Source organism: Pseudomonas sp. BP01 (genome assembly GCF_022760795.1).
GTDB classification, from domain to species: Bacteria; Pseudomonadota; Gammaproteobacteria; order Pseudomonadales; family Pseudomonadaceae; genus Aquipseudomonas; species Aquipseudomonas putida_Q.
In genome coordinates, this window is the sequence record NZ_JAFBKA010000005.1 from 22,453 (window position 1) to 39,603 (window position 17,151).

Consider the following 17,151-nt stretch of genomic DNA (forward strand, 5'->3'; position numbering starts at 1 on the left):
TGAAAAACGCCTCGAATACTGTATCCAATATCCATTTTTAGCGTTAAGCTGTGACTGCGGCTCCCCGTACCGGTTAGGAGCGGGGCCGCCACTCTGAACTTCATAAGAGGAGTAAGACAGTGCATTTAGATCGTATGGTTACCGTTGTGGGCGCCCACGCTGAAGGTGAGGTAGGTCGCGTCATCACTGGCGGCATTCTTCCCCCGAAGGGCAAGAATATGTTCGAGCGGATGGAAACCCTTCAACGCGAGGACGATTGGGTTCGTCAGATGCTGCTGTTCGATCCACGTGGTAGCGTCAACACGGCCATCAACCTGATTACTCCCCCCATTCATCCAGATGCCGACATCGGCATGATCGTTATCGAATCGGACTATTACGTACCGATGTCGGGCTCCAACCTGATCTGCACCGTCACCGCAGCTCTGGAAACTGGCATGCTGCCAATGAAAGGCGCAGAGACGATCGTTCGCGTAGATACGCCAGCCGGCCTGGTTGAGGTGGTTGCTGACTGCACTGGAGGAAAATGCCGCCGCGTGACCTTCCGCAACGTCCCCTCCTTCGTCATGCACCGTGATGCAATTATCGACGTTGAAGGCTATGGCTCGGTGAAGGTTGATGTGGCCTACGGCGGCATGATCTACGTGATAGTTGACGCAGATAAGCTGGGCTTTACTCTCGCTCGTGACGAGGCCCGGGAGCTGGTTCGCGTTGGTGAGTTGGTCAAGCATGCTGCTGCTACCCAGCTGCAGTCCATCCACCCGGAAAATCCTGGCATTCACACAGTCAACCAAACTCTCTTTGCAGGCCCACTGCGTACAGAGAATGGGCAAAAGCGCTCCAAGAACGCCGTGGTTGTCTCCCCTGGCCGCATTGACCGTTGCCCATGCGGCACAGGTACCTCTGCCCGCCTGGCCTTGCTGCACGCTCGCGGAGAGATCAAGACCGGCGAAGTTTTCCACCATGAGTCAATTCTCGACACTGTGTTCGAGAGCAGCGTTATCTCGACGGCTAAGGCCGGTCACATTGATGCTGTCATCCCACAGGTATCTGGGCGCGCCTGGGTAACTGGCATTTCTCAATATGGTGTGGATCCAGAAGATCCGTTCCCGAATGGGTACCGCTTAAACGACACTTGGTTCAAGTAATTAACGAGCGGAGCTTTTGCTCCGCTTTTATTTTATGGGCGAGTTTTAATATGTGCATTTATTACTGAATGCAGACCGAGCATCAGTAGGTACCGAAACCTACCCGCACCACCAAACAACGGATAATTAATAATGAAGCAGCGAGCAGTTTTTTTTAAGGAAATCATAGAGGCTGGGACTGCCGCAGGATTCTCTCCCAAAAACGAACATAGCTCAACTGCTGACACTCAGCGCGAATTATTTATCGAAACCTGTAAAAAGCACGACTACTACAACATAGAAAATATTTCATTCGTCAATGGACGCTGGCATGCCATTGCGCTAAAAAACAATGCTTGCTTCCATATAGATTTTGAAGTGAAATCCAGGAGCCTCGTGCAAGGAAGGCAAATAACAGCGAACTGAAATTTTCCGAGCTGATCAAGCGCCCGACAATCCCCTTTTCGCAATCAGTAGCTGAAGCACTCTGATTGGCAGATCAATATCTCAGCTCAATCCGAGAACACCTCTGACACCAGTCACCCACCTCACATTTGGACGTAAACAGAAAGCGTGGAGGTTTCTGGTGAATCAAAGGCGATTCAGATCGGCGGGTAGAACTAGACAGTATCAACCTGCAGGCGACTTATGCTACCTGAGGATAAGAGCTGATCAAAGGGTCGATGGACTGGACAGTACAGCCAGGCCTTAAGCTCTTCCCAACTGCTCCATTCAATATCCATAGTCCACTCTCCAGTCGAAGGTGTCTGGCGAACGTTACACTGGATACAGCCTGATTGCCCGTGAGCTTTCTGGGCCACTTCTAATATGAGCTTTGCCAGCTGTAGCTCACGGCCTCGACAAGGCTCGATCGATACCACGTAGCTTGCCCCAGCTAAAAGGTATACCATCAAATGTCTCCCTGCCCGGTGCATTTAGTTGCATGATCAGCAGATGACATTAAGTGAACATTATTGCCATTAATTCTCCACGAAATACTCAAAACTGCAACTCCTACCTCTCCTACAGATTGACCCTGCCGCGTCGGACATGCGAAATAAATCGCAAAATTGCCACGCGCATTGCATAACTGCGAATTATGAGGCTCCTCTAGATTAACCCATCACTAACGGAGGCGACTTTTATCCGACATTGGTATTTGGCACGCGGTTTGCTCTGCCTTGCACTAACAATAAAATTTCGGGATGCATTGAAATGCAGGAGTACGATTACATCGTCGTCGGAGGTGGCTCTGCAGGAGGAATTATAGCCGCCCGCCTCGCAGAAGATCCTCATGTATCTGTGGCATTGCTAGAGGAAGGGCCAAGAGATTGGTACCCATGGATTCATATTCCCGGCATGCTTTACAAAACAGCGACAGGTGGTCTGCTGCGTAGGCTTGAATACTCCCAAAGCGAAGAATCGCGCTCCGCAGCCAGCACAACAGTACAAGGTCAAGTACTGGGTGGTGGAAGCTCTGTTAACGGCATGGTGCATGTACGAGGTGTGCCGGAGGATTATGACGGTTGGGAGGCACAAGGTGCTACCGACTGGGGCTTCCAGAAAGTGCTCCCTTTTTTTATCCGGGCAGAAGGCAATGACACGTACCGCAACGTCATGCACGGTACGCATGGCCCGCTGAAAGTCTCCAGCCCCAGAACGGTTCATCCCCTCACTAGGGCTTGGGTGCAGGCATGCCAGGAAAACGGTATGCCATTCAACCCGGACTTTAACTCTGGTCAGCAATTGGGATGTGGTTTTTATCAGACCACCACATTCAGAGGACGCAGAAGCAGTGTGGCCCAGGCATACGTGCACCCGGCAATCACTCATCACGGTTTGACGGTTTTGACAGCCTGTCGAGTCGAGAAAATTCTATTTGAAGGCCGTCGAGCTACTCAGGTATCCGTTGTTCAGGATGGGAAACCTCAAAAGCTGCGGGCACGACGGGAGATCATAATAAGTGCAGGGGCCCTGAACTCCCCCCGCCTCCTGATGGTTTCGGGAATTGGCCCTGCCGACCATCTCCGCCAGGCAGGCATAGACATCGTTGCCGACGCTCCAAACGTGGGCCAAAACCTGCAAGATCACATGGATGTCTATTTGATTTACCGATTAGGCTCAACTCGTAGCTATGATCGTTACAAATCCGCACACATGAAAGCGGTAGCGGGCGCTGAGTATGCTCTGTTCCAAAATGGCCCAGCAGCGTCAAACATTATCGAAGGCGGAGCCTTTTGGTGGGCTCGCAAGGATGATTCGCGCCCAACTATCCAGTACTGTTTCCTACCTGGTACAGGGGTCGAGTCCGGCGTAACTCCCCTTGAGGACGCTGATGGCTGCACCCTCAATATCTGTCTGACTCAGCCAGATTCTCGAGGGTCACTCCAATTGAATCCATCGAATCCCCACGGTCAAGCCGTCATCACACCTAACTTCCTGAGTCATGAGCAGGACATGGCCCGCATGATCGAAGGAATTCGCGTCGGCATGGAGGTGATGTCCCAACCAAGCATTTCTCAACATCTCGCCCGCCTGCACCAACCTGAAAAAGCCTTCACCAACGACTCTGAAATCGCTAGCTACGTAAGTCGCTATGCGCAGGGCGCCCTACATCCTGTCGGTACCTGCCGAATGGGTTCCGATAGCGAAGCGGTTGTTGATCCCTTCCTTCGCGTTGTAGGCGTTGAAGGCCTTCGAGTGGCCGACGCTTCGGTCATGCCGAATTTACCGTCAGGTAACACTAATGCCGCCTGCGTAATGATCGGTGAGCGAGCAGCGGACTTCATTAAAAACCCATCCCAGCGCATCGATTCTTAGGATGCCCTCTTACGTTACGGTGAACTTCATGAAAATCGTGTTTCTAGACTCCGGCAGTCTACCGACCCCCTTGCCTCGCCCCGAACAAGCCACCACCTGGCTTGAACGACCCAGCACCACGCCTGATGAGGTCGTTGCTGCACTGGAGGGTGCGGACATCGCGATTACTAACAAGGTGGCCATCCGAGCCGAGCATCTGAATCAGCTGCCGCAGCTCAAACTCATCTGTGTGGCCGCGACTGGTTATGACTGCATCGATGTAGCAGCCTGCCGTGATCGAGGAGTAGTAGTCTCCAATGTACCTGCCTACTCGACACGTAGCGTCTCAGAGGCAGTGATTGGCTCAATCTTCGCCCTGCGCCGTCATCAGGTTTCATATCTTGTCGCATCCCGGGAATGGCCAACATCCGCGCACTTTTGCGTGCATAAACAGCCAATCAAGGATATCGCAGGCTCTGTGATGGGGATCGTAGGCAAGGGATCGATTGGCGCTGCTACTGGCCGTCTGGCCGAGGCCCTTGGAATGACTGTGTTGTACGCCGAGCATGCCCAGGCCACTGCCGTGAGGGATGGCTACACACCATTCGAAGAGGTTCTGGCCCATGCGGATGTATTGTCACTGCACTGCCCCCTTACGCCCCAGACTGCAAAATTGATGGGCCGGTCTCAGTTTCTGCGCATGAAGCGAGGAGCTTTGCTAATCAACACCGCACGAGGTGGGCTCATAGATGAGAAAGCTCTGCTAGACGCGCTGAATAGCGGATCACTGGGTGGAGCTGCACTTGATGTTCTCGACGGAGAGCCCCCAGCAGCTGATCACCCGTTGCTGAAAACCCAGCATGCCAACCTTTTGATCACCCCGCACGTTGCCTGGGCAAGCACTAGCAGCATCAAGAGCCTGTGCGATGTCATCTCCAGCAATATTCGCAACTTTGCAACAGGGAAACCGCAAAACGTAGTTTCCTAAATGTCCGTCTCTAATCACCTAAAACAACTCAAGAGCGTAATTCGCAAACTTGTATTTCCACAACACAATCATGCAAATATTTTTTGCAAATTCGCCACCAGAGCAGCCCAAATCGCTGAATTAAACTGACAGCGATGTTGGCATAGGGGTTGCAAAGTACGGACAGCTAGTAAAAAAACAAATCGCTAGCACATCCATTTGAGGAGTGACTATGAAACTCGGAATGTTCATGATGCCCCTGCATAGCCCTGAGACGCCTATTGCAGATATGCTGGCTCAAGATCGCGAAGCGATCATTTTGGCTGATCAGTTGGGCTTTTCTGAGGCTTGGGTTGGCGAACACTACACCTCCAACATTGAGCCCATTCCAAACCCATTGCAGTTTATGGCCACCCTGATTCACCTAACAAAACAAATTAAATTCGCAACCGGCGTACTGAATCTCCCGCAGCACCACCCGGCCACCATTGCAGGAGACGTAGCCCAATTTGACTATCTGTCGAACGGTCGATTCATCATGGGTATCGGCCCGGGTGGGCTGGTGTCTGATATGGAGCTGTTCGGCCTGCGCGATAAGAATCGAGCCGAGATGACGGTAGACTCCCTCGAAATCATTCACAAGATCTGGGCAAGCCACCCGCCATACAACATCACTGGCAAGTACTGGGATATCACCCTCGACCAAACTATCAATAAACGCTTGGGCTTTGGCCCAATGCTGAAGCCACTGCAACAGCCGCACCCACCTGTGGCCATTTCTGTAATGAGCCCCTCCTCTTCTACTGCTCGCCAGGCGGGCGAACGCGGCTGGAGCGTGGTATCAGCCAACTTCATCGCTGATCGCGTCGTGAAATCTCACTGGGAACAGTATGTTCTCGGCTGCGAGAAGGTCGGTCGCCCCGTCGACAGAAATCAGTGGCGGGTTGCACGGTCGGTGTTCGTCGGCGAATCTGATGCGCAGGCCCAGGAGTATCTGGAGCAACAGAGTTCGAGCTACTACCAGTACTACGATTACATCATCGACGACATGGACAGCTTCAACATGCGTCAGATTCTCGCACCGACCCCAGACACCCCACTCACTGAGATCACAGTGAAGAAATGCCTGGATTCGATGGTAATGTCCGGCTCCCCAAAGACCGTGCTAGATCGCTTGATTGCCTTCGTTGATTACCTGGGCGGGCCGTTCGGTACCTTGTTAATGACCCACACGGAATGGGACGTTCCTCATGTGCACAAGCGCTCGATGGAACTGCTGGCGACAGAGGTGATGCCGAAACTCTCCGACTACTGCTCGAAATTCAAAGACTGAAGCAACAGATCATCCTAATAATGACAGCTAGCGTCGCATCGCAATGGTGCGACCGCTGGCGTGCGCCTGCTATGCCTTAGGTACGCAGGTCGCCTCAAGCGCGTTTTTGAGGTTTGATTATGATCGATTACATCGTAGTAGGCGCAGGGCCAGCTGGTTGTGTAGCAGCTGGACGCCTGAGCGAAGACCCTCACGTTTCAGTATTGCTGTTTGAGCAGGGCCCCAAGGATAGCAACCCTTACATTCACATCCCCGCTACTTACTACAAGACATGCAAGGGGCAATTTCTAACCCACTACCGCACAGAGCCCCAAGCCCATCAGGGAAATGCCGTCCATGACATGATCCAAGGCCGTGTGCTTGGCGGAGGTAGCTCGGTAAATGCCATGGTCTCGATACGTGGCATACCTAATGACTACGATGAATGGGCACGTTTAGGTTGCGAGGGTTGGGCTTACGAAGACGTGCTTCCCTTTTTCCGTAAGGCCGAGCACAACGACACGTTTTCGGGTGCAGCACACGGTTCAGGCGGCCCCGCTCACACTTCATCCCAGCGCACGACTCACTATTTAGCTAAGGCTTGGGTGAAGGCCTGCCAAGAGCAGGGGATCCCCTTCAATCCCGACTTTAACTCTGGCCATCAGGCAGGTGCAGGCCTCTACCAGGTGGCAATGAAAGAAGGCCGACGCTGCAGCGCTGCAGAAGCCTACATTGCACCTGCTCGTAAACGAGCAAACCTCCAGATTCTCACTGGGAGGAAGGTTATCCGAATTTTATTTGAAGGTAAGCGCGCAGTGGGCGTGGAGTACCTCGAGCGTGGAGAGGTCAAATCGGCTCTCGCTCGGAAGGAGATCATTCTGAGCGCCGGCGCCATCGGATCTCCGCACCTTATGCTCCTCTCAGGAGTCGGGCCTGCTGATGAGCTAAAAGCTGTTGGCATCCCAGTCGTACATGACCTACCGGGCGTTGGAAAAAACCTTCAAGACCACATGGATGTGTTTCTGATCTATGACCTCAACGGTCAACACAGCTATGACAAATACAAACAGCTTCACTGGCAGGCTCAGGCTGGATTGCAATACGCATTATCCAGGAGCGGCCCCGCAGCTTCAAACCTATGCGAGGGTGCACTATTCTGGCATGCCGATCCGACAGATCCACAACCTAATCTTCAGTACCATTTCTTACCGGGTGCGGGGGTTGAGCAAGGGACTGATGGCGCTCCAAGCGGCAATGGTTGCACGATCAATATCTGCCAAACCCGCCCCCGCTCCGTGGGCAGCGTGCGCTTGAAATCCCGCAACCACGACGATCATCCTGCTATAGACCCAAATTATCTGTCCGACCCCTATGACCTAGATTGCCTCACGGAAGGCGTGCGTCTTGCTGAAGAAATCATGCGGCAGCCATCGATTTCACGATACGTCAACCGGATCCACCGGCCTGTACAGCCATTTGCTAATCGGGACGAGCGCCGTGAGTTTGTGCGCACCACTGCTCAGGGGGCCTTACACCCAAGCGGCACCTGCAAGATGGGGAGCGACGCCCTTGCGGTCGTTGATTGCCAACTCAAGGTTCATGGCTTAGAAGGTCTTCGCATTGCAGATACTTCAATTATGCCAAGGTTGGTTTCAGGCAACACCACTGCACCAACTGTAATGATCGGGGAGCGCCTGGTAGATTTTATAAACAGACATTAGTACTCCTGCTCATTCAACTAAAGGGGATCGTTGATCCCCTTTTTCATTCGCGAGAACGCAAAAAAACTACATCGAAATGCGAGAGTTCAATCACAACCTGCTCCATAGCACCTGCCCCCTTTTTAGTTAACCACATAAAAAATCGCACCAATGCGAATCGTTTTCGCATAAACGCCAATCAAGTTGCGAAAACTCAAATTTTGACATAAAAAACACTGGGAATTTTATTGGCACGACGCTTGCTAAATATCAAATAGCGCTTACTCCCAATAAAACAACATCGGGACTCTGCCCAACAATGTATAAGCAGACCCCATAGAGAGGACAATGATGCTTCAGTCTCACTTATTTATTGATGGCCAGTGGATTTCAGGCTCCGAAGAACGTTTTTTGGATGTAATCAATCCGGCAAGTAGTGAGGTCGAAGGCCAAGTCGCACATGCCAGCCGGTATGATATGGATCGTGCACTAGCTGCTGCCGAACGCGGTTTTCAAGTGTGGCGGAATACCTCAGTATTTGACCGCAGCAAAATCATGCGGGGAGCTGCGACATTGCTACGCCAGCGCAGCGAAGAGATAGCTCCACTCTTGGTCGCCCAAGCTGGAAAGCCACTTGCTGAGGCTCGCGCCGAACTCGCATCCGCAGCTGACGTTCTCGACTGGTTCTCAGAGGAGGCCCGCCGAGCATACGGTCGTGTCATTACACCCCGCTCCGCCGCAGTGAGCCAACAAGTCATCAAGGAACCAATTGGCCCGGCTGTAGGGTTCACTCCTTGGAATTTCCCAGTAGCTCAGATCGTTCGCAAGGTCGGCCCAGCACTCGCGGCTGGTTGCTCGATTATAATCAAGGGCCCAGAGGAAGCCCCGGCAGCTCCGGTTGAGTTCTTCCGTTGCCTGCATGATGCCGGGGTGCCAGCCGGAGTTATTGGTCTGCTTTTCGGTACGCCAAGCGAAATCTCCGGCTATCTAGTGCCTCACCCCATCATCCGCAAGGTGAGCTTCACCGGGTCAGTCCCCGTCGGTAAACACCTTGCCGCGTTAGCTGGCTCCCATATGAAGCGCGCCACCATGGAACTGGGCGGCCACGCCCCAGTGATCATTTGCGCTGACGCTAATCTGGAGCTGGCAGCCGACGTGCTGCTCACAACCAAATTCCGACACGCAGGCCAAGCGTGTGTAGCACCTACCCGCTTCCTGATCGAAAGACCGGTGTATCGCAAGTTCATTGAGCTCTACAAAGCTCGTTGCGCACAGCTGGTTATTGGCGATGGCACAGACCCGTCCACCACACTTGGCCCGTTGAACAGCGAGCGACGCCTTTCAGCGCTGCTGTCGCTCATTGAGAACGCCCTGGCCAAAGGTGCCACCCTTGAGCATGGTGGACGTCGGTTTGGAACCAAGGGTTTCTTCCTGGAGCCGACGATTCTCAGCGGCCTCACTCAAGACATGCGAGTGATGAACGAAGAGCCCTTTGGCCCCCTCGCCCTGATGATTCCGTTTGACTCGCTTGAATCTGCAATCGACGAGGCCAATCGCTTGCCATTCGGGTTGGCCGCCTACGCGTGGACTGCTGACCTGCGAACCGCCAACAGAATTTCGAGAAGCGTCGAGTCGGGGATGATAAGCACCAACCATTTCGGCCTGGCTATCCCAGAAACACCTTATGGCGGCATCAAAGACTCTGGAATCGGCTCAGAGGGCGGGCTTGAAGCTATCGAAGCTTATCTCAACAGCAAGTTCGTAACTCAGATGGATCCAGCGTAACGACTGTTCTCGCTGTCCTTGCTGCCCGCCACAGCGGGCGGCCCCACAACAAAGATAACAGGGGTTTGCCATGTGCCTAGTAGATGACTTCCGTAAGGCTATGGGCCAGTTCGCTGGTGCTGTGAATGCCATTACCACGCAAGAAAATGGTCAGCCAGTTGGGATCATTGCGACTGCAGTTTGCAGTTTGTCTGCAGAACCACCATCCGTATTGGTCTGCGTCAATCGATCGGCATCCGCTCATGACGTGATCCTTCGTAATGGTCAGTTTGCTGTGAACCTGCTGCACCCGAGCCAATGTGAAGTAGTTGAAGCCTTCACGCGCCTCAAGGGAGCTGAGCGTTTTGCCAGTCACGAATGGACGTTCGACAGCGGTGTACCCATGCTCGAAGGTGCAGTGGCGGCTATTCACTGTGAACTCAAAGAAGCGTTGGATGGTTTCAGCCATAGCATCATGATCGGTGTAATCAAAGAGATTCGCTTCCGAGAGGCAGACACCGAAGGTTGCCTGCTCTGGAAAGGCAAAGGCTTGCACTGCGCTGTACCGATGACTGAATTGGCTCGTACAGCTTGAGCAGGAGCGCAGCGATGATGAGTTTCACTGATCGACCTGTAGTCGTGGTCGGTGCTGGTATCGTTGGGCTGTGCTGCGCGTACTCGCTGCTCAAGGAAGGCAAGCAGGTACTTCTTGTAGATCCATCCTTACCGGGAACCGGCTGCTCATTTGGCAACTCGGGCGCGCTTTCAGAAAACTCCGTCACACCTATTGGTATGCCAGGTGTGCTCAAACAAGCGCCCGGAATGTTGCTTAACCCCGAGAGCCCCTTATCGGTGCCTCTGAACTACATGATTAAAGCAGCCCCATGGCTTGTCTCTTTCGTGCGTTCCGCAACTGAAAGCAATGTCACCCGTACCGCCGATGTGCTTTCGAAATTCCTAGCGGGTTCTCTAGAAAACCACACCCGATTAATGGGCGATATTGGTGCACTAGATCTCCTTCGGAGCGGAGGGCAGCTCCACGTCTACACATCACGTCGAAACCTGGAGGCAGACTCGCTTACCTGGAGACTTCGACGCGAGCGAGGCCTTGTGTGTGAGCAGTTGGGACGTGGGGAAATGGAGGAGCTTGAGCCTGCCCTGAGTGACCGCTATCAGGCCGCCATGTACCTGCCTGACCAGAGCTGGTTGGCGGATCCCTACGAGTATTGCAAACGCCTTTTCAGTGCTCTCAGACTTATGGGATGTCACTACCTCCAAGCTGAGGTCAAGGAGTTGAAGAGAATCGATGACTCCTGGAAGGTGGATGTAGGCGAAGGGAAAATCGTCTACGCCGAGGACGTAATTATCGCGTCTGGTGTTGCTACCCGCAGACTACTGGAACCATTGGGGGTGAAGCTTCCCTTGATCAGCCAGCGTGGCTATCACGTGCATAGCTGGAGCCCTAATGTGAAAGTCAATCGGATCATCGCATTGGCCGATCGCAAAGCTTTCGTATGCCCAATGGGAGATAGCGTTCGGATAGCCGGCACGGTGGAGTTCCAAGATCCGGCTTTGCCGCCAAATGATCAACGTGCTGCTCATCTGGCAAATCACTTGGTTGACGCCTTGAAGGGTGTAAATGTGGCGCACTCAACCAGGTGGATGGGCAACCGTCCATGCAGTCCAGACTCCATTCCCCTCATCGGCACACCGAAAGGTTTACCTGGCCTTTGGTACGCAACAGGCCATGGCCACCTTGGACTTACCGGGGCAGCGAATACGGGTAGCTTGCTTTGTGCATCGATCAAAGCAAAGCGAGCAGTCCCAGCTCTCGCCTCTTTGTCGATTGAGCGATTCACGTAAGCAAGACTGGATATCAACCGTCATCCCAAGGCCGCTTCGCGAAGGGCTTGGCTCATTTCGCAAATCGGCTGACGTTCGGCTGGAATAACCGGTTGCAGAACCGGCGCACATATTGCAGTTTGGTGGGAAGTGCTAATCGCGTGTGAAGGCCTCCGTATTCGTATGCATGGCCTGGAGAATAAAAATGCCGAGCGAACACAGTTCACGAATTCTTATCAATGTCGCAGATGGCGGCGTGCAGCGTGATGCGACCTCCTGGAGGCCATACCTGAAGTCATGGAAGCGATGCATTGACGAATTTGGACTGAGTCCCGAACAGGCCATGGACGTCCCGGTACTACAACACGCCCAGTGGCGAGAGGCCAGGGAGAAGCTTGGAGAGCGTACTTTGATTTACGCAATGGAAGAGCTGGAAGCTGTCATGCAGATTGCCTCAAACGCAGGTTATGGTGCTGCATTAGCTGATAGCGACGGCATTCTCCTCGGAGAGGTTGCGGCCATTCCAGAGTTCCGTTGCGACAACGAAAGAATGGGATCGGTTTGGCTAGAGAAGTTTGGGGGTACCAATGGCGTCGGCACCTCCCTCATTGAGAATCGCCCGGTTGCAGTCTTTCGAGACGATCACTTCTTCGAAGAGTTTGCTCACCAAGCCTGTGTCGCGGCCCCCTTCCGAGATGCACATGGCAATGTCCTCGGCGTCATCAACCTCACCACGCGCAACCCCAGAATTCTCGAGGAAACACACCGTGTGATCTATCACGTCACGCAACAAAGCGCAGCACGCCTTGAGAAGCGGTTCTTCTACGAAGATTTCTGCAATGAGTACGTCTTCAGCATACGCAGTGGCGATGGGCGAGCCCTTCACTTGGCTATAAATGAGCTGGGCTACATCGTAGGGGCCAACCATTCGGCCCAACTGCATTTTGGCCTTGATCCTAGGGTAACTCCACTTTCCTTCTGGGATGTGTTCGAGCGGGACAACAACACGGGGATTGCCGCAGCCTCAGCTGGCCGAGTTCAACTGAGGCTGCTGCGCGACGGCACACTGCTGACAGCCAAGGTACAACACCCAGATAGGCCAATCACCTCATTCATTCAATCGAAGGCTATGAAGGCGGTGGACGAAGCTACACCGTCCTACGTTGCTCATGTTGATTTGGACAGCATTGCAGGTCGGGACAATCGCGTAGCCAAGCAAGTGAAACTTGTACGGAAATTGGCCGACAAAGGCTTGCCTTACCTCCTACTCGGTGAGACAGGTGTTGGCAAGGACACGCTGGCCAAGGCTATTCACGCAAACAGCGAGCGCCGTGATAAGCCTTACGTCGCGTTCAACTGCGCCGCAGTACCTGAGTCTCTGATCGACAGCGAGCTTTTCGGGTATGGTAAAGGAGCCTTCACTGGTGCCAATCGTGAAGGCAATAAAGGACGCCTTCTGGAAGCAAACGGAGGGACACTGTTCCTGGACGAAATCGGGGACATGCCACTGGCATTGCAAACCCGATTGCTTAGGGTACTTGAATCAGGGGAAATCTCACCGCTGGGAGCGGGTAAGGCCATTCGGGTAGACCTGCAAATTATTGCGGCTACCAATCGCGACGTACACGAAAAGATCGAGCGTGGGGAGTTTCGTTCAGACCTGTTCTACAGGCTCGCTGGACTCGTCATTGAACTGCCGGCGTTGCGTGAACGGGCTGACTTGGAACACCTGATTGAGTCGGTGCTGCGCAAGTACACTGACAAGGTCGTGCTTTCCGAACAAGCGAGACAAGCCCTACTTAGTCACTCTTGGCCGGGCAACATTCGTGAGCTTCGCAATATCTTGCACAGGGCTGTTCATATTGCAGAAGCCGGAGTGATCCGAACCGAGGATCTTCTCTTACCAACTGGTCGAAAAATGCAAACCGCCTTGCCAGCACCAGTGAGCACGATAGAAGACCGAGGTGGATGCGCGTTAACAGACGCTGAAAAATTTGCTCTTATTGATGTACTGGCTCGATATGATGCGAACGTTGAACTTGCAGCTACCGCACTAGGCCTCAACAAAGCGACCTTGTATAGAAAGATCAAAAAACACAGCATAGACCTCAAAACAGTAATAAGAACCCACACGTAATTATTTCTAAACTCGTAAGGGATAAGTATTACCCTACGACCTAAAGTTTTTCAAACCTGCTGCCGTTCGCCTTATGCGATCGGCGGCTTCCGCCTGCCCGCATCAAAAATGGAGAAAGCAATGAACGACATTAAGCGAATTGAAACCAACCAACGCATGAGCAGAGTAGTGTGTTACGCCGGCCTGGTTTTTGTTGGCGGACAAGTAGCCAATGACCGATCAGAAAACATTCAAGGCCAGACACGCCAGGTACTGGCGAAAATTGATGGATGGTTGGCACAGGCCGGAATCGATAAGACCCGTATTTTAAGTGCGCAGATCTGGGTCAAGGACATTGAAAATGATTTCGCCGGCATGAACGAGGTTTGGGATGCATGGGCGCCAGAAGGAGCTGCGCCAACTCGTGCCACAGTTCAGGCCCTGCTGGGTACACCAGATACCCTGGTGGAAATCGCGATTACTGCTGCAGGCAGTCCAACTGCAGAATAATTTTCATACCTGATCATATTCTCAATGCAACAAATAGCGCTGTATATCGATCTGATGTGCAAAGGCAATCAGACCAATAAGCAGCGCTTCTATTCAGGAGCGTGTGCCTTGCTAATCGGTATTCCTAGGGAAACCCGTGCCGGTGAAACGCGTGTGTCAGCGACACCGGAGATGATAAAAAAATTATGCGCCCTCGGCCATCAAGTAATAGTAGAACGAGGAGCAGGTACCAACGCGAGCATCCCTGACGATGCATTTGAGGCAGCAGGAGCCTCACTAGGAATTTCTACTGATGCATTCGGGTGTCAAATCGTATTCAAAGTCTCAGCACCTGATGACCTCGAGTTAAAGCTCATTTCGCCCGGAGCTACTCTCGTAGGTTCGCTCAATCCATTCAATAGCGATCTGATCGGCAAGATGGCCGAACGCGGCATAACCGCCTTCGCCCTAGAAGCCGCGCCGCGCACCTCACGAGCCCAATGCCTGGATGTACTGTCATCGCAGGCCAACATCGCCGGTTACAAGGCCGTGTTGCTGGCTGCCCATCACTACCCACGCTTCATGCCCATGCTGATGACCGCTGCCGGTACCGTTAAGGCCGCCCGCGTGTTGATCTTGGGTGCAGGTGTCGCAGGCCTGCAGGCAATTGCCACGGCCAAGCGACTCGGTGCGGTAATCGAGGCGTCGGATGTCCGCCCGGCAGTGAAGGAACAGATTGAGTCGCTGGGCGCCAAGTTCATCGACGTGCCCTACGAGACCGATGAAGAACGCGAGTGCGCCGAAGGCGTCGGCGGTTATGCCCGGCCAATGCCGGCCAACTGGATGCAACGTCAGGCCCAGGCCGTGCACGAGCGCGCCAAGCAAGCGGATATAGTCATCACCACTGCATTGATCCCGGGCCGTAAGGCACCCACCCTGCTCAGCGCCGAAACCGTGGCACAGATGAAGCCCGGCTCGGTGGTCATCGACCTGGCGGCAGCCCAGGGCGGCAACTGCCCGCTAACCGTCGCCGACCAAGTGGTACAGGCCCATGGTGTGACCATCGTCGGCCCAACCAATTTGCCGGCACAGGTGGGCGCCGATGCCTCGGCCTTGTATGCACGCAACCTGCTGGACTTCATGAAGCTGCTGTTCGGTAAGGACGGCGAGCTGGTCATCAACCTCGAAGACGACATCGTCGCGGCCTGCCTGATGTGCCGCGACGGCCAAGTCGTGCGCAAGAACGGCTAAGGAGTTTCGCAGTGGAAGAAATGCTGATTTCCCACGGAATCTACAACCTGATCATCTTCGTGCTGGCTATCTATGTGGGCTACCACGTGGTGTGGAACGTCACCCCTGCGCTGCACACCCCTCTGATGGCGGTCACCAACGCCATTTCGGCGATCGTCATTGTCGGCGCGATGCTGGCTGCAGCCTTGACTGTCACTACGACAGGCAAGCTGATGGGCACACTGGCCGTTGCCTTGGCAGCAGTAAACGTATTCGGTGGCTTTCTGGTCACCCGCCGCATGCTTGAAATGTTCAAGAAAAAAACCAAAAGCGAGGCGCAAAAATAAACATGAGCATGAATATGGTAACGCTCCTCTACCTAATAGCCTCGGTGTGCTTTATCCAGGCGCTCAAGGGCCTGTCACACCCAACCACTTCGCGGCGCGGCAACTTGTTCGGCATGATCGGCATGGGGATCGCCATCCTCACCACGGTCGGCCTCATCTACAAGCTCGGTTCTGAACTCGCGACCGCCGGCATCGGCTACGTCATCGTCGGCCTGCTGGTCGGAGGCAGCGCCGGTTCGATCATGGCAAAGCGCGTGGAGATGACCAAGATGCCCGAGCTGGTCGCCTTCATGCACAGCATGATCGGCCTGGCCGCAGTGTTCATCGCCATCGCCGCCGTGCTCGAGCCGCAGTCGCTGGGTATCGTCGCCGCCATAAACGACCCAATTCCCACCGGTAATCGCCTGGAACTGTTCCTCGGCGCAGCCATCGGTGCCATCACCTTCTCCGGCTCAGTGATCGCCTTCGGCAAGCTGTCGGGTAAGTACAAGTTCCGCCTCTTCCAGGGCGAACCCGTACAGTTCCCCGGCCAGCACAAACTGAACCTGATCCTAGGCCTTACCACCATCGCCCTGGGCCTGCTATTTACCTTCACCGACCACTACAGCGCCTTCACCCTGATGCTGGCCCTGGCCTTCGTCATGGGCGTGCTGATCATCATCCCTATCGGTGGCGCCGACATGCCGGTGGTGGTGTCGATGCTCAATAGCTACTCGGGTTGGGCGGCTGCCGGTATCGGTTTCTCCCTGAACAACTCGATGCTGATCATCGCAGGCTCCCTAGTCGGTTCGTCCGGTGCGATCCTGTCTTACATCATGTGCAAGGCGATGAACCGTTCGTTCTTCAACGTAATCCTCGGCGGCTTCGGCGGCGACACCGACACCAGCGCTGCGCAGGGCTCGAAAGAGCAGCGCCCAGTGAAGTCCGGTTCGGCTGACGACGCCACATTCCTGTTGAGCAACGCCGACAGTGTGATCATTGTCCCCGGCTACGGCCTGGCGGTCGCCCGGGCCCAACACGCGCTCAAAGAACTGACCGAAAAGCTGACCCACAGCGGTGTGACTGTGAAGTATGCAATCCATCCTGTTGCGGGCCGCATGCCAGGGCATATGAACGTGCTGCTGGCTGAGGCGGAAGTGCCATACGACCAAGTGTTCGAAATGGAAGACATCAACGCTGAGTTTGGCCAGGCCGATGTGGTACTGGTACTCGGAGCCAACGATGTGGTGAATCCTGCCGCGAAGACCGATCCGAAGTCACCCATTGTTGGCATGCCGATCCTCGAAGCGTTCAAAGCCAAGACCGTCATCGTCAACAAACGCTCAATGGCCAGCGGTTATGCCGGCCTCGATAACGATCTGTTCTACCTAGACAAGACCATGATGGTGTTCGGTGATGCGAAGAAGGTCATCGAGGACATGGTCAAAGCTGTCGCCTGACATAGCTCACAAAAAAGCC

At 54.0% G+C, this 17,151-nt stretch carries 15 protein-coding genes; 14 read left to right on the forward strand and 1 reads right to left on the reverse strand.

The window, feature by feature from the left end:
• Window positions 1–119: 119 nt before the first annotated feature.
• Complete coding sequence (locus tag JOY50_RS06310) at window positions 120–1,148, forward strand: proline racemase family protein (RefSeq protein ID WP_243054938.1); 1,029 nt, start codon at window positions 120–122, stop codon at window positions 1,146–1,148.
• Between the two features lie 132 nt (window positions 1,149–1,280).
• Entirely contained in the window at window positions 1,281–1,553 is a 273-nt protein-coding gene (locus JOY50_RS06315) for a hypothetical protein (RefSeq protein WP_243054939.1), read from the forward strand.
• A 194-nt stretch (window positions 1,554–1,747) separates the two neighbouring features.
• On the opposite strand, the gene JOY50_RS29210 is transcribed toward JOY50_RS06315, so the two are convergent.
• Window positions 1,748–2,062, reverse strand: coding sequence for an antibiotic biosynthesis monooxygenase (locus JOY50_RS29210; RefSeq protein ID WP_405045968.1), 315 nt, complete (start codon window positions 2,060–2,062; stop codon window positions 1,748–1,750).
• Between the two features lie 280 nt (window positions 2,063–2,342).
• On the opposite strand from JOY50_RS29210, the gene JOY50_RS06320 reads away from it, so the two are divergent.
• The 12 genes from JOY50_RS06320 to JOY50_RS06375 all read left to right on the forward strand — a co-directional run bounded on the left by JOY50_RS06320 (window position 2,343) and on the right by JOY50_RS06375 (window position 17,132).
• Entirely contained in the window at window positions 2,343–3,947 is a 1,605-nt protein-coding gene (locus tag JOY50_RS06320) for a GMC family oxidoreductase (RefSeq protein WP_243054940.1), read from the forward strand.
• Window positions 3,948–3,975: 28 nt separating this feature from the next.
• Window positions 3,976–4,914 (forward strand): D-2-hydroxyacid dehydrogenase, encoded by a 939-nt coding sequence (locus JOY50_RS06325; protein ID WP_243054941.1) that lies wholly within the window; start codon window positions 3,976–3,978, stop codon window positions 4,912–4,914.
• A 211-nt stretch (window positions 4,915–5,125) separates the two neighbouring features.
• The gene (locus JOY50_RS06330; protein WP_243054942.1) at window positions 5,126–6,226 is read left to right on the forward strand and encodes an LLM class flavin-dependent oxidoreductase; all 1,101 of its coding nucleotides are present in this window, start codon (window positions 5,126–5,128) and stop codon (window positions 6,224–6,226) included.
• A gap of 119 nt (window positions 6,227–6,345) precedes the next feature.
• Window positions 6,346–7,926 (forward strand): GMC family oxidoreductase, encoded by a 1,581-nt coding sequence (locus tag JOY50_RS06335; RefSeq protein WP_243054943.1) that lies wholly within the window; start codon window positions 6,346–6,348, stop codon window positions 7,924–7,926.
• A 327-nt stretch (window positions 7,927–8,253) separates the two neighbouring features.
• The gene (locus tag JOY50_RS06340) at window positions 8,254–9,690 is read left to right on the forward strand and encodes an NAD-dependent succinate-semialdehyde dehydrogenase (protein WP_243054944.1); all 1,437 of its coding nucleotides are present in this window, start codon (window positions 8,254–8,256) and stop codon (window positions 9,688–9,690) included.
• Window positions 9,691–9,760: 70 nt separating this feature from the next.
• Window positions 9,761–10,264: a flavin reductase family protein gene (locus JOY50_RS06345; RefSeq protein ID WP_243054945.1), complete on the forward strand. Its 504-nt coding sequence runs from the start codon at window positions 9,761–9,763 to the stop codon at window positions 10,262–10,264.
• A 14-nt stretch (window positions 10,265–10,278) separates the two neighbouring features.
• On the forward strand, window positions 10,279–11,532 hold the full coding sequence (locus JOY50_RS06350; protein ID WP_243054946.1) for an FAD-binding oxidoreductase: 1,254 nt from the start codon (window positions 10,279–10,281) through the stop codon (window positions 11,530–11,532).
• Window positions 11,533–11,716: 184 nt separating this feature from the next.
• Complete coding sequence (locus JOY50_RS06355) at window positions 11,717–13,648, forward strand: sigma-54-dependent Fis family transcriptional regulator (protein WP_243054947.1); 1,932 nt, start codon at window positions 11,717–11,719, stop codon at window positions 13,646–13,648.
• Between the two features lie 120 nt (window positions 13,649–13,768).
• Entirely contained in the window at window positions 13,769–14,137 is a 369-nt protein-coding gene (locus JOY50_RS06360) for a RidA family protein (RefSeq protein WP_243054948.1), read from the forward strand.
• A 108-nt stretch (window positions 14,138–14,245) separates the two neighbouring features.
• Window positions 14,246–15,367 carry a Re/Si-specific NAD(P)(+) transhydrogenase subunit alpha gene (locus tag JOY50_RS06365; protein ID WP_243054991.1) on the forward strand — a complete coding sequence of 374 codons (1,122 nt, stop codon included), beginning with the start codon at window positions 14,246–14,248 and terminating at the stop codon, window positions 15,365–15,367.
• Between the two features lie 20 nt (window positions 15,368–15,387).
• Window positions 15,388–15,693 (forward strand): NAD(P) transhydrogenase subunit alpha, encoded by a 306-nt coding sequence (locus JOY50_RS06370; protein WP_243054992.1) that lies wholly within the window; start codon window positions 15,388–15,390, stop codon window positions 15,691–15,693.
• A 2-nt stretch (window positions 15,694–15,695) separates the two neighbouring features.
• A complete protein-coding gene (locus JOY50_RS06375; RefSeq protein ID WP_243054949.1) occupies window positions 15,696–17,132 on the forward strand; it encodes an NAD(P)(+) transhydrogenase (Re/Si-specific) subunit beta in 1,437 nt (478 codons plus the stop codon).
• Window positions 17,133–17,151 lie beyond the last annotated feature (19 nt).